This is a genomic window from Agrobacterium sp. CGMCC 11546 (genome assembly GCF_013365515.1).
GTDB classification, from domain to species: Bacteria; Pseudomonadota; Alphaproteobacteria; order Rhizobiales; family Rhizobiaceae; genus Agrobacterium; species Agrobacterium fabrum.
The window spans coordinates 769,539-782,401 of sequence record NZ_CP047387.1 but is presented as its reverse complement, the minus strand read 5'-3'; the positions used below and the strand labels follow the sequence as shown (position 1 = coordinate 782,401).

Annotated in this window: 10 protein-coding genes and 1 pseudogene; 9 read left to right on the top strand and 2 right to left on the bottom strand. The window is 60.8% G+C overall.

All coding sequences use genetic code 11. From position 1 onward, the window contains the following. The first annotated feature begins 90 nt into the window (after positions 1-90). The 6 genes from cysS to rarD all read left to right on the top strand — a co-directional run bounded on the left by cysS (position 91) and on the right by rarD (position 5,126). Positions 91-1,476 carry a cysteine--tRNA ligase gene (gene cysS / locus GSF67_RS03960; protein WP_006314554.1) on the top strand — a complete coding sequence of 462 codons (1,386 nt, stop codon included), beginning with the start codon at positions 91-93 and terminating at the stop codon, positions 1,474-1,476. A gap of 258 nt (positions 1,477-1,734) precedes the next feature. Then, on the top strand, positions 1,735-2,103 hold the full coding sequence (locus GSF67_RS03955) for an endonuclease domain-containing protein (RefSeq protein WP_006314553.1): 369 nt from the start codon (positions 1,735-1,737) through the stop codon (positions 2,101-2,103). Next, positions 2,100-2,573, top strand: coding sequence for a GFA family protein (locus GSF67_RS03950; RefSeq protein ID WP_006314552.1), 474 nt, complete (start codon positions 2,100-2,102; stop codon positions 2,571-2,573). Before GSF67_RS03955 ends, GSF67_RS03950 begins: the two co-directional genes overlap by 4 nt. Continuing rightward, complete coding sequence (locus GSF67_RS03945; protein ID WP_006314551.1) at positions 2,573-3,031, top strand: GFA family protein; 459 nt, start codon at positions 2,573-2,575, stop codon at positions 3,029-3,031. Before GSF67_RS03950 ends, GSF67_RS03945 begins: the two co-directional genes overlap by 1 nt. A 3-nt stretch (positions 3,032-3,034) precedes the next feature. Then, positions 3,035-3,991, top strand: a complete 957-nt coding sequence (pip, locus tag GSF67_RS03940; RefSeq protein WP_006314550.1) for a prolyl aminopeptidase — start codon at positions 3,035-3,037, stop codon at positions 3,989-3,991. 226 nt (positions 3,992-4,217) lie between these two features. Then, the gene (gene rarD, locus GSF67_RS03935) at positions 4,218-5,126 is read left to right on the top strand and encodes an EamA family transporter RarD (protein ID WP_010971374.1); all 909 of its coding nucleotides are present in this window, start codon (positions 4,218-4,220) and stop codon (positions 5,124-5,126) included. A gap of 36 nt (positions 5,127-5,162) precedes the next feature. On the opposite strand, the pseudogene GSF67_RS03930 reads toward rarD, so the two are convergent. Both GSF67_RS03930 and GSF67_RS03925 read right to left on the bottom strand, forming a co-directional pair. Then, positions 5,163-6,922, bottom strand: a pseudogene (locus GSF67_RS03930) (peptidoglycan D,D-transpeptidase FtsI family protein). Between the two features lie 261 nt (positions 6,923-7,183). Beyond that, positions 7,184-7,804 carry a TIGR00730 family Rossman fold protein gene (locus GSF67_RS03925; RefSeq protein WP_080817300.1) on the bottom strand — a complete coding sequence of 207 codons (621 nt, stop codon included), beginning with the start codon at positions 7,802-7,804 and terminating at the stop codon, positions 7,184-7,186. Between the two features lie 156 nt (positions 7,805-7,960). On the opposite strand from GSF67_RS03925, the gene GSF67_RS03920 reads away from it, so the two are divergent. The 3 genes from GSF67_RS03920 to GSF67_RS03910 all read left to right on the top strand — a co-directional run bounded on the left by GSF67_RS03920 (position 7,961) and on the right by GSF67_RS03910 (position 12,857). Next, positions 7,961-9,985 (top strand): LysM peptidoglycan-binding domain-containing protein, encoded by a 2,025-nt coding sequence (locus GSF67_RS03920; RefSeq protein WP_006314546.1) that lies wholly within the window; start codon positions 7,961-7,963, stop codon positions 9,983-9,985. Positions 9,986-10,096: 111 nt separating this feature from the next. Further along, positions 10,097-11,983 carry an ABC transporter ATP-binding protein/permease gene (locus GSF67_RS03915; RefSeq protein WP_010971371.1) on the top strand — a complete coding sequence of 629 codons (1,887 nt, stop codon included), beginning with the start codon at positions 10,097-10,099 and terminating at the stop codon, positions 11,981-11,983. 175 nt (positions 11,984-12,158) lie between these two features. Further along, entirely contained in the window at positions 12,159-12,857 is a 699-nt protein-coding gene (locus GSF67_RS03910) for a phosphatidylserine decarboxylase (protein WP_010971370.1), read from the top strand. Positions 12,858-12,863 lie beyond the last annotated feature (6 nt).

Below are 12,863 nucleotides of genomic sequence, written 5' to 3'. Positions count from 1 at the left end.
GCCACCGGCCAGATCGTTTTCGTCTTCCCGCAAGGTCCAACAGACAAACGGTCCGGTCAGGACAATTGACTGCCTTTAGGGAACACCCGCATGTCCTTGCGCCTGAAACTCCACAACACCCTGACCCGCGAAAAGTCGGAATTTGCGCCGATCGACGCTGATAATGTGCGCATGTATGTCTGCGGGCCAACGGTCTATGATTTCGCCCATATCGGCAATGCGCGCCCGGTCATCGTGTTCGATGTTCTCTTCCGCCTGCTACGCCACGTCTATGGCGAAGACCACGTAACGTATGCCCGCAACATCACCGATCTCGACGACAAGATCAACGCGCGGGCACTGCGCGACTATCCGCATCTGCCGCTCAACGACGCCATCCATGCGGTGACGAAAAAGACGGCTGACCAGTTCCACGATGACGTCGCCGCACTCGGCTGCCTTCAGCCGACTGTGGAGCCGCGCGCCACCGACTATATTGCCGAGATGATCTACCTCATCGAGAGGCTCATCGAACGCGGCCACGCCTATAAGGCGGGCGGCGAGGTTCTGTTCGACACACGGTCGATGGCCGACTACGGCCAGCTTTCCAAACGCCCGCTGGACGAACAGCAGGCCGGCGCGCGTGTTGCGGTGGAGGCCCACAAAAAGAACCCCGGCGATTTCGTGCTGTGGAAGCTCTCCTCCGAGAGCGAACCGGGCTGGGAGAGCCCATGGGGTCTCGGTCGCCCGGGCTGGCACATCGAGTGCTCGGCCATGGCTGGCCGCTATCTCGGCGAAGTCTTCGATATTCACGGCGGCGGGCTCGACCTCATCTTCCCGCACCACGAAAACGAAATCGCGCAATCGCGCTGCGCCCATGGCACACATGTCATGGCCAATGTGTGGATGCATAACGGTTTCGTGCAGGTGGAAGGCCGCAAGATGTCGAAGTCCGAGGGCAACTTCGTGACGATCTACGAATTGCTGCACACGGATAAATTCGGCGGACGGCAATGGCCGGGCGAGGTTCTGCGCCTCGCCATGCTGATGACGCATTATCGCGAGCCGATCGATTTTTCGGTCAAGCGCCTGGAAGAGGCCGAACGCCTGCTCTCCAAATGGCCGGCAGCCGAGACCTCCGACGCCGCGCCGGATGAAACCGTGCTGGAGGCGCTCGCCGACGACCTCAACACGGTTGCGGCCGTGCAAGCACTGCATGCGCTGGCACACGCGGCAAACACCGACCCATCCAGGCTGCCCGCCTTCGCCGCAAGCGCCGCCCTGCTGGGCGTCCTGCCGAAGAAGACGGAAATGGACGAGGCCATCGTTTCGGCCGTGGATGCACTGGTGGAATTGCGCCTTGAAATGCTGAAGGCGAAGAACTTTGCGGAGGCCGACCGGTTGCGGGATGAGCTTTCCGAGAAGGGTATTCAGCTGAAGGATGGTAAGGACAAGGAGACCGGGGAGCGGACGACGACGTGGGAGTTGAAGCGGTAGGCCTGCGTTGGTGGTTGGGGCTTACCCCCCTCTGCCCTGCCGGGCATCTCCCCCTCAAGGGGGGAGATCGGCAAGAGGCGCTCCTACCACTGCATTCGCCAACGTTGAGATGGGCGAAACCTAGCGGCATATCGATCTCCCCCCTTGAGGGGGAGATGTCCGGCAGGACAGAGGGGGGTGAGGCCGCACGACGAGCCCTTGCTTTCACCCTGTCGATGTTTCAATCTCGCCGCAACCTGTCAAGCCGCGAGCAGACCCATGCCCCACGCCAAGGTCAAACCCCAACACCGGGAACATGCGCGGCAAATGCGAAAGGCTCTGACCGACGCCGAACTGAAATTCTGGAACGCGGTCCGTGCTCATCGTCTTGCAGGTCTCTCCTTCAGACGCCAGCTGCCAGTCTCCGGATATATCGTTGATTTCGCCTGCCCGTCACATAAGATCATCGTCGAACTGGATGGGTTTCAGCACGCTGAAGACGCTGCGGCAGCTTACGACCGGCAGAGAACACGGACACTTGAGGAACTAGGCTGGACCGTCCTCCGTTTCTGGAACGATGATATCCTCAAAGACATCGACAACGTCTGTCTTCACATTATCCGAACGGCAGAGGAGAACCAACCATGACCACCCACACCGGCGGATGCCAATGCGGCGCGGTCCGTTTTCGCGCCACGGGCGACCTGCAAGACAGCTCCATCTGTCACTGCCGCATGTGCCAGAAGGCCTTCGGTGCCTATTACGCGCCGCTCGTTTCGGTGCGCAACGTGGAATTCGAATGGACGCGCGGCGAGCCGAAACGGTTTCAATCCTCCAGTGTCGTCAAACGCGGTTTCTGCCCGGAATGCGGCACGCCGCTGACCTATGAGGCACCGGATGGCGTGGCGGTTGCGGCCGGCGCGTTTGACGATCCAGCAGCCCTGCCGCCAACCATTCAATGGGGCGTGGAACGCAAGATCGATTTCGTCGACACGCTTCACACCCTGCCCGCCGTCGCCACCGAGGACGACCTGACGCAGGTAGACTATCTCACCAACCTCGTTTCCTACCAGCATCCCGACCACGACACTGAAAACTGGCCACCGGAGAAAAGATAATGAGTGAAAAAGGGTTTTCCGGCGGCTGCCAATGTGGTGCCGTGCGGTTCCATGCGGGCAAACTCGGCCGGCCCTCCATCTGCCATTGCCGCATGTGCCAGAAACATTTCGGCAATTTCTTCGGCGCGCTCGTTACCGCCGATCAGGCGCATCTGGCCTGGACGCGCGGCCAGCCTACCCTCTTCCGCTCATCGGCAAAAATCCATCGCGGCTTCTGCAATAAATGCGGTACGCCGCTCACCTATCATTATCCCGGCGGTGTGGAGATCGCCATCGGCGCCTTTGATCATCCGGAACAGATCGAGCCGCAGGTGCAGGTCAATATCCACAAGCGCATGCCTTGGATCGAGCAGCTATTCTCCAAACCGGCAATCGAGCAGAGCGTCGACGAGGCGGAGATCGCCTCCTACCAGCACCCGGATCACGACACGGCCACGTGGCCGCCCGAAGGACCATAAGACATGACTGAAGAACTGCGCGGCTTTTATCCCGAGATCGAACCTTTCGAAACCGGCATGCTGGATGTCGGCGACGGGCATGTGATCTATTGGGAGCGGGTGGGCACCCGTGGCGCGAAACCGGCGGTTTTCCTGCATGGTGGGCCGGGTGGCGGGGTAAACCCCACCCATCGGCGGGTTTTCGATCCCGCACTTTACGATGTCATCCTGTTCGATCAGCGCGGCTGCGGCCGCTCCACGCCGCATGCGGCGCTTGAGGCCAACACCACGTGGCATCTGGTTGCCGATATCGAAAGGCTACGTGAACTCTGCGGCTTCGAAAAATGGCTTGTTTTCGGCGGCTCCTGGGGTTCGACGCTGGCGCTCGCTTATGCCGAGACCCATCCCGACCGCGTCAGCGAACTCGTCCTGCGCGGCATTTACACCGTCACCAGGCCGGAGCTGGACTGGTATTATCAGTTCGGCGTTTCCGAAATGTATCCGGACCACTGGGAGAGATTCATCGCGCCCATTCCGGAGGGGGAGCGCGGTGAGATGATGCAGGCCTATAATCGCTATCTTACCGGCGCCGACGAAGCGAAAAAGCTGGAATGCGCCAAGGCCTGGAGCCAGTGGGAGGGTGCAACCATTGCGCTCGTCACCGACCCCAGCCGTGTGGATGATTTCGGTGAGGATAAATACGCCATCGCCTTTGCACGCATCGAGAACCATTTCTTCGTCAATGACTGCTGGCTGGAAGAAGAGCAACTGCTGCGGGACGCCGGCAGGCTGAAAGATATTCCCGGCGCCATCGTGCACGGGCGTTATGACATGCCCTGCCCGCTGAAATATGCCTGGCAGTTGGCCAAGGCCTGGCCGAAGGCGGATTTCCACATCATCGAAGCGGCCGGGCATGCGCTGAGCGAACCCGGCATTCTTGACCAGCTGATCCGCGCAAACGATCGCTTTGCCGGGAAATGAGAGTCTTTTCAGATGCTTGAGGCGTCCTGATGAGACATTGATTCACACGTGATTTAAAGCAGGGTTCCTGGGAAGATCAGCCGGCGTATTGCGACGTGAGCTCATTTCAAGGGCACGGCGCCTGTTATTCGTGCAGTTTTTCTCATGGACCCTTCACGGAAATGAATTGGCCGCCGCAGTGCCGATCCGGTATAAAATATTATCCGAACAATTGGCGGCACTCCCCATGGCACTCGACAAAACGCTCCCGGCCCAAGAGGGCGGCGATAGCGCGCGCGGTTTTGCTTTCGCGCTCTCTGCATATCTGCTGTGGGGTTTCCTTCCCTTTTACATGAAAGCGGTCGCGCATATTTCGCCGATCGAGGTCATCGTGCATCGCGTCATCTGGTCGGTGCCGATTGCGGCGGTCGTGCTGATTGCGCTCGGGCGCACGGCGGAAATCAGAACCGCGCTGAGAAATCCGAAAATGCTGGCCATGGCGAGCCTGACAGCCGCCCTCATCAGCATCAACTGGGGCGTCTATATCTGGTCGATCGGTGCGGGCCGGGCGCTGGACGCCGCATTGGGTTATTTTATCAATCCGCTGTTCAGCATCTTCCTCGGCGCCGTTCTCCTGAAGGAGAAACTTTATCCGGCGCAGATCGCCGCCATCTGCCTCGTGGGGCTGGCCGTTGCGATCCTCACCTGGCATGCGGGCAGCCTGCCGTGGGTATCCATCGCGCTCACCGTGTCCTGGGGTTTTTACGCCTTCTTCCGCAAGACATTGCCGATCGGCGCCACACAGGGCTTCCTGCTGGAGGTCATGCTTCTCTCCATCCCCGCCGTGCTGGTCATGATCTGGCTTGCCTTCAGCGGACAGGCGCATTTCATGGGCGGCAATTCCGCCGACACATGGCTTCTGGCGGCAAGCGGCGTGATTACCGCCGTTCCGCTTATTCTCTATGGTAATGGCGCCAAGCTGCTGCGGCTGTCGACCATCGGCATCATGCAATATATCGCGCCGACGATGATCTTCCTCATCGCCATCTTCATCTTCAAGGAACCCTTCGACATGGTGCGGATGGCAGCCTTTGCGATGATCTGGGTGGCGCTGGCGATCTACACCGGCTCCAGCCTGATGCGGCTCAAGCGGTAGGCGGACGTATTGCCGCCTCCCTCACCAAGTCGGGGCTCAATAATCCACCAGCAATTGCGGCGTCGCGTCATGACCAAAACGCGGCTTCACACCGAGAAGCCCTGCCGTCTGGGCGATGATCTCGCGGGTCATGGGGGCAGCTGTCGATGCCGCCGTGCGTCCACCATTCACGCCGGTCTTCGGGGCGTCGATCATCGTCAGCACGACGTATTTCGGCTTGTGCATGGGGAAACCGGCGACGAAGGCGTTGAAATTGATATTCTTGGCGTAACGGCCGTTGATCACCTTGTCGGCCGTTCCGGTTTTGCCGCCCACATGAAATCCCTCCACCTGTGCGCCACGGCCGGAACCCTTGATGCCGTTCCAGTTGAACAGGTAGCGCATATCCGCGCTCGTCTTCTGCTCGATGACGCTGCGTGAAATCGAGGCCGCATCCTCTTTCGAACGCGGCAGGAACGTTGGCGACATCAGGTTGCCGCCATTGATGAGGGCTGCGGCCGCCACCGCCGTCTGCAGCGGCGTGGTGGCAACGCCATGGCCGAAGGAGATGGTAACGGAATTGATCTTCTTCCACACTCTCGGCTGGGTCGGCGTCGCTACTCCAGGCATTTCCGTGTCCATTTTCGTCAGCAGCCCGAGTTTCGTCAGGAACTGCTGGTGGCCTTCGACCCCAACCTTGTCGGCCACCGCCGCCGTGCCGATATTCGATAAATATTGAAACACTTCCGAGATCGATAGCGGGCGGTTCCGGCCCTTGAAATCCTTGATGGTGAAGCCGCCCATGCGGATCGGCCGCGAGGCGTCCACCACCGAATTGAGGGTGATCGCCCCGACATCCAGCCCCATGGCGAGCGTGAAGCTCTTGAAGGTGGACCCCATTTCGAAGGTGGCGTTGCTCATGCGGTTGAACCAACCCTTTTCATAGTCCCTGTCGATGCTGCCATCGGCAAGGGTGCGGGACGGTTCGTTGGGGTCGTAGTCCGGCACCGAGGCCATGGCCAGCACCTCGCCGGTCTCCACATCGAGGATGACCGAGCCCGCAGCTTCCGCCTCATAGGCGCTCTTCGCCTTCACGACGACCTCGCGGACGATGTTCTGCACCCGCATATCGATGGAAAGCTTCACGGGCTCCAGCGGTGCGCCGCTGGCAAGGCCGACGGCGCGCAGATCAGCCAGCCCCTGCTGGTCGAGATATCGCTCCATGCCGGCAAGACCCTGATTGTCGACATTGACGTGGCCGATAATATGCGAAGCGGCCGGCCCGCCCGGATAGAACCGTCGTTTTTCCGGCCGGAAACCGATACCCGGTATGCCGAGATTGAGAATATCCGCCTGTTGCCGGGGCGTCAGCTGGCGCCGCAGCCACTGGAAGCCGGTGTCCGAACGCAACCGGCGATGCGTTTCACGCCAGTCGAGATTGGGGATGACGCTTGCTAGCTTCTCCACCACCTCATCGGGATCAACCACCCGGCGCGGATCCGCATAAAGCGACACCATGTTGAGATCGGTCGCCGAAGCATGCCGTTGCGGTCGACAATATCAGGCCGGGAGGCGACGGCATTGGCCCCGGTATTGATCCAGGCCGTCGCCACGGGTTCGGCAAGGCCATATTGGACGAGCCGTGCAGCGACGACGACATAGATGGCGGCGAAGACGGCGATCACGATACCAAGCCTCACCCGCGCATCGACCCGACGGCGGGCGGCGGAACCGAGGATGGCATCGCCAGTCTTGCCGGGATGTCTCTGAATAATAAAATGCGCCCGGCTCCTGAGCCGCATCACAAAAGCAATCATGTCTGATGCCACCCACTTCATGGCGGCAGAAGAAAATTCCGCAACACCAACGCCTCTGGAGAGGCTGGCACAGGATCAGTCGCGGGGCCATGAAAAGAGCGGGTGGAACGATGCCGCTGTTAAATCTGTATTAATATACACTTAAAATTGTAACGAGCCGCCAGCGGCCGTTAACAATCATCGCGTCCATCGCCTGTCTGCCAAAATATGCAGCGGTTTTGGACGAGCGCGTTACATGAATACGACTAGACGCGACGCGCTCTAGAGCCGGGAAATCACCGAAGGATCGCCTTCGGGGTTCTGCTGCGCCAGCGCCCGGTCGATGATGGCGGGCACGATGTCCTTTACCTCGTCGACGATGAGCGGGTTCAGAAGATGGGCGCGGTGGATGAAACCCTGGTCGCGCATGTGCTGCACCAGTTCCAGCATGGGGTTCCAGAAACCGTTGATATTGGCGAAGACCATCGGCTTGGCATGGCGGCCGAGCTGCGCCCAGGTCATGATCTCGACGATCTCTTCCAGAGTGCCGACGCCGCCGGGCAGGGTCACGAAGGCATCCGAGCGCTCGAACATCATATGTTTGCGCTCATGCATGTCCTTGGTGATGACAAGCTCGTTCAATTGTCCGAGAGAATGGCGTGTTGCCTCCATATCGACCAGAAATTCCGGTATGATGCCGGTCACTTCGCCGCCATTGGAGAGAACGCCGCTGGCAACCGCGCCCATGATGCCCTTGGTGCCGCCGCCGTAGACGAGGCGAATGCCGTTTTCGGCAATGGATTTCCCAAGCGCGCGGCCTGCTTCCATATGAGCCGGGTCACGTCCGGGCTGGGAGCCGCAATAAACGCAGATGGATCGAATCGCTGTATTTTTGTCCGTCATGGAGGGAAGGAACAATGTGCGATGCGGCACGTCAAGAAAATTTGGGAAATCCCTTGCAAATATGGCCTTTTGCCCACTCGCCGCTTGTCTGGCGAAGGGTAAGACGCTAGCAATCTCAACTCGTGTGAAAAGCTTGAAATACCCGGAGCACTCAGGATGAAAAACAATAAGGCCGGTTTGCTGGCGCTGATCGTGCTGGGCATTGCGTCCCTGCTCATGATCTTTTTCGTCCTGCCGAGGATTTCCAACGACGGCAAACCGATCGGCGACGCCATCAACGAGGCTGGCAACGCCGTGAAGAACAGCGTTGAAATGGGAGCCGACAAGGCGGGCGACATCCTCTCCGACGCGGCCGAGGAGACGGCCAGCATTGCCGACAAGGTCGGCCGTCGGGCGGCTTCCGCAACCCAGTCGATCAAGGACATGGCCTCGCTTTTCGCCGACAACAAGGTTCCGTCCGACGCCGATTTTGCAGCGGCCCGCAAAAAGGTCGAGGCTTCGCTGAAGGAACTGACCAATATCGACATTCCAGAGTCGCTGGACGAAACCACGTCGCGGCTCATCACCACGGCGCGTGCCGCGGCCGAACGCACTACCGCCTTCCTGCGCGGCCTGCCTGACAATGCGGCTGCCGCGGCAGCACAGGTCCGCCGTCTGGCTGGCGTATTTGCCGGCACCGACGATGGGGCGCCAGAAGCCGCAAAACCGACCGCCGCCCCCGCCGATGCCGCCCAGGCCTCTTCCGGCACACCGACATTCGACGTGCTGCGCGTCGAGCCCGATGGTTCGGCCGTGATCGCCGGCAAGGCGCAGCCCGGCGCAAAGCTTGAAATTCTGAGCAACGGCAAGGTGATCGCCCAGACGACCATCGACGGCACGGGCGATTTCGCCGCCGTTTTCGACAATCCCCTGCCGCCCGGCGATCATGAACTGGTGTTGCGTTCAACCGATGCCAACGGCAAGGCGACGCAGTCCGAGGAAGTGGCGACCGTTTCCGTACCGCAGAACAAGTCGGGCGAGCTTCTGGCCATGGTTTCCAAACCCGGCAAGGCAAGCCGTGTGCTGGCCATGCCCGAGGCAGCACCTCCAGCGCTCCAGCCGCAGCAGGCCACGCCGTCGCAACCGTCTGCCGCAACCTCCGAAACCACCGCCAACAATACGCCCGTGCCCTCTTCGGGCACTGCCGCTCCCGCCGCTGCCGGATCGACTGCCGTTGCCCCGCTCACGTCGAGCGTTCAGGTCACCGCCGTCGAATTCGAGGGATCGAAGATCTTCGTCGCGGGTTCCGCGCCCGCCGGTTCGAGCGTTCGCGCGCTTGTCGATGACAAGGAAATCGGCAAGAGCACGACTGAGGCTTCTGGCCATTTCGTCATCGAAGGCGATGTTGAGCTGGCCGTCGGCAGCCACATCATCACCGTCGAGGAACTGAATGCCGATGGCACGGCGAAGGTGCGCGTGCGCGTTCCCTTCGAGCGGCCACAGACCGATCAGGCAACCGTTGCCATGCAGGCCCCATCGGCCTCATCGTCCGCCAACACGACCGCGGCACCGGCTGAAAACCAGAGCACGGCGAGTGACCGCGCCGCATTTGAAAAGCTGCGCACCGATGTCGCCAAGGCGTTCGGCATCCTCTCCAATCTTTACAAGGATCAGGCGACGCCGGCGCTCGATCAGGCCATTGCCGGCCGCTCCGCGGTGGTGATCGCGCTGAAATCGCTCTCCGAGTTCCGCACTGCCGCTGCCACGGAGCCTGACTTCACCGCTTTTGCCGGCGATATCACGGGCAAGGCGCGTCAGCTGCTTGCGACGGTCGAAGCCTGGCCGAACGATGTGGCCGCCATCGGCAAGGGCATCGCCTCGCTGGCAAGCCGCCTCGCCGAACTGCACATCATCGCTCCGCCTGCGCCCGCGCCGCAGGCCCCTGCCGGCCCGCAGACCTTCGAGCAGGCACCGCTTGCCGAAAGCCAGAACAGCGTCATCATCCGCCGCGGCGACACGCTTTGGCAGATTTCCCGGCGCGTTTACGGACAGGGCGTGCGTTACACCACGATCTACCTCGCGAATGAGGACCAGATCAGAAACCCCGATCTGATCGAGCCCGGCCAGATTTTCGGCGTGCCGAAAGAGGCACTGCCGAACGCGGAGGAACTCCACCGCAAGCGGCTGAAGAGCGGCTCCTGAGGATGTGAAGGCGTTGCGGTGAACCCGCAACGATCCTATCTGTGACACGCGCGGCGGCTTGACCAAAGCCGCCGTCCTGCTGTCGGCTTCCGGCAGTGACCGGAGAGAATGATGGCCACGAAGAAAAAAACCATTTCGGCGGATTCCAGCAATCCGACCCAGACCCTGATTAATCTCTGGCCCTATATGTGGCCGGAGGGCCGGTGGGACCTGAAGATGCGGGTGATCTGGGCAACCGTATTCCTCATCGTCGCCAAGCTGGTGCTGATCGCGGTTCCTTATTTCTTCAAATGGGCGACGGATGCGCTGAACGGCAAGCTCGACATGGCAGGGCTGGTTCCGGCCTTCCTGCTCGGCGCGGTGGCGCTGGTCATCGCCTATAATCTGACGCGGCTGATCCAGGTCGGGCTCAACCAGCTGCGCGATTCGCTGTTTGCCAGCGTCGGCCAACATGCGGTGCGCCAGCTCGCCTATCGTACCTTCGTGCACATGCACCGGCTTTCGCTGCGTTTCCATCTGGAGCGCAAGACCGGCGGGCTTTCGCGGGTGATCGAGCGCGGCACGAAGGGTATCGAAACCATTGTCCGCTTCACCATTCTCAATACGGCGCCGACCTTCATCGAATTCCTGCTGACGGCCATCATCTTCTGGGCGTCCTACGGTTTTTCCTATGTGCTGGTCACAGTCGTCACCGTCTGGGCCTATATCTGGTTCACGGTCAGGGCCAGCAACTGGCGTATCGGCATCCGCCGCGCCATGAATGACAGCGATACCGACGCCAATACCAAGGCGATCGATTCGCTTCTCAACTTCGAGACCGTGAAATATTTCGGCAATGAGGAGATGGAAGCCCGGCGTTTCGACGTCGCCATGGAGCGTTACGAGAAATCTGCGATCTCGATCTGGACCTCGCTCGGTTGGCTGAACTTCGGCCAGGGCGTGATTTTCGGCATCGGCTCCACGATCATGATGGTGATGTCGGCACTGGCCGTGCAGCGCGGCGAGCAGACCATCGGCGATTTCGTGTTCGTCAATGCGCTGCTGCTGCAGCTTTCCGTGCCGCTCAATTTCATCGGCTTCGTCTACCGCGAAATCCGCCAGGGCCTGACTGACATCGAACAGATGTTCGATCTTCTGGAAGTAGAGGCCGAAGTTACCGACAGGCCGGATGCGAAGCCGCTTGCAGCAGGCCCCGGCGCGATCTCCTTCCGCGACGTACATTTTGCCTACGACCCTGAAAGACCGATCCTCAAGGGCGTTTCCTTCGATGTGCCGGCGGGCAAGACGGTGGCGATCGTCGGCCCTTCCGGTGCGGGAAAATCGACGATCTCGCGGCTGCTTTATCGTTTCTACGATATTCAGGAGGGCGCCGTTACCATCGACGGGCAGGATATTCGCGACGTGACGCAAAAGAGCCTGCGCTCGATGATCGGCATGGTGCCGCAGGATACCGTGCTGTTCAACGACACCCTCGCCTACAATATCCGCTACGGCCGCCCCTCCGCCACCGACGAAGAGCTGAAGGCAGCGGCGGATGCGGCGCAGATCAGCGCCTTCATCGGCAAGCTGCCGGACGGTTACGCCACCATGGTCGGCGAACGGGGACTGAAGCTTTCGGGTGGCGAAAAGCAGCGCGTGGCGATTGCCCGGACCATTCTCAAGGCACCGCCGATCCTGATCCTCGACGAGGCGACCTCGGCGCTCGATACGCATACCGAGCAGGAAATCCAGAGCGCCCTCGACATCGTCTCGAAAAACCGCACCACGCTGGTCATCGCCCATCGTCTTTCCACAGTCATCCATGCGGACGAAATCATCGTGCTGAAGGAAGGGCTGATCGCCGAGCGGGGAACGCATGCCTCGCTGATGGCGCATGATGGCCTCTACGCCTCGATGTGGAGCCGCCAGCGCGAGGCGATCCGCGCCGAAGAGATGCTGCGCCATGTTCGCGAAAGCGACGATCTCGGCGTGGTGGACCGCGGCGAACCGGCGCATTGACGGCATAAACTCGGCATAAACTCCGGGGGAACCGGGGTGGGAGACCCGCCGGGCCATTGCCGGGCGGGACGTTTGGCTGTAACCAGCAAGGCGAAGTTTGTCGCATGCCCGTATGGATCGTGTCGTATGAAGACCACATATGGAGGCGCAGACAAAAACCGGAGCAAGGAACCATATGAATCTGTTCGACACCATTCGCAACACCATCGTACCGATCCACAAGGAAGGTTATGTCTTCGTGGCGGCCTTCTTCGTCGCATCGCTGGTGCTCGGCTGGATCGCCGAACCGCTCTTCTGGGTCGGTCTCGTGCTGACGGCCTGGTGCGCCTATTTCTTCCGCGATCCCGAGCGTGTCACGCCGCAGGATGACGACCTCATCATCAGCCCGGCCGATGGCAAGGTTTCGGCCGTGCAGAGTGTCGTTCCGCCGCTGGAACTGGAACTCGGCAAGGAACCGATGGTGCGTATTTCGGTGTTCATGAACGTGTTCAACTGCCATGTGAACCGCGCGCCGGTACGTGGCCGCATCGTCAATGTCGCTTACCGTCCCGGCCTCTTCCTCAATGCCGAAGTCGACAAGGCTTCGGAAGACAACGAGCGCAACGGCCTCGTCATCGAGACCTCGCATGGCAAGGTCGGCGTGGTGCAGATCGCCGGCATGGTCGCCCGCCGCATCGTCTGCTGGGTGAAGCCGAATGAACCTGTTGATGCCGGTGAGCGTTTCGGCCTTATCCGTTTCGGTTCGCGCCTCGATATCTTCCTTCCCGCAGGTTTCGAGCCGCGTGTATCGGTTGGCCAGACGGCAATCGCCGGTGAGACCGTGCTTGCCGAATTCGGCTCGGCCAAGGGTCCGGTCCTTAGCCGTCGCGGCTAAGGATAA

What these genes read in the sequence shown, in the direction of transcription:
- pip (WP_006314550.1), top strand. Translation starts at nt 3,035, where the DNA reads ATGACTGAAGAACTGCGCGGCTTTTATCCCGAGATCGAACCTTTCGAA.
- GSF67_RS03925 (WP_080817300.1), bottom strand. Translation starts at nt 7,804, where the DNA reads ATGACGGACAAAAATACAGCGATTCGATCCATCTGCGTTTATTGCGGC.
- cysS (WP_006314554.1), top strand. Translation starts at nt 91, where the DNA reads ATGTCCTTGCGCCTGAAACTCCACAACACCCTGACCCGCGAAAAGTCG.
- rarD (WP_010971374.1), top strand. Translation starts at nt 4,218, where the DNA reads ATGGCACTCGACAAAACGCTCCCGGCCCAAGAGGGCGGCGATAGCGCG.
- GSF67_RS03920 (WP_006314546.1), top strand. Translation starts at nt 7,961, where the DNA reads ATGAAAAACAATAAGGCCGGTTTGCTGGCGCTGATCGTGCTGGGCATT.
- GSF67_RS03945 (WP_006314551.1), top strand. Translation starts at nt 2,573, where the DNA reads ATGAGTGAAAAAGGGTTTTCCGGCGGCTGCCAATGTGGTGCCGTGCGG.
- GSF67_RS03915 (WP_010971371.1), top strand. Translation starts at nt 10,097, where the DNA reads ATGGCCACGAAGAAAAAAACCATTTCGGCGGATTCCAGCAATCCGACC.
- GSF67_RS03950 (WP_006314552.1), top strand. Translation starts at nt 2,100, where the DNA reads ATGACCACCCACACCGGCGGATGCCAATGCGGCGCGGTCCGTTTTCGC.
- GSF67_RS03955 (WP_006314553.1), top strand. Translation starts at nt 1,735, where the DNA reads ATGCCCCACGCCAAGGTCAAACCCCAACACCGGGAACATGCGCGGCAA.
- GSF67_RS03910 (WP_010971370.1), top strand. Translation starts at nt 12,159, where the DNA reads ATGAATCTGTTCGACACCATTCGCAACACCATCGTACCGATCCACAAG.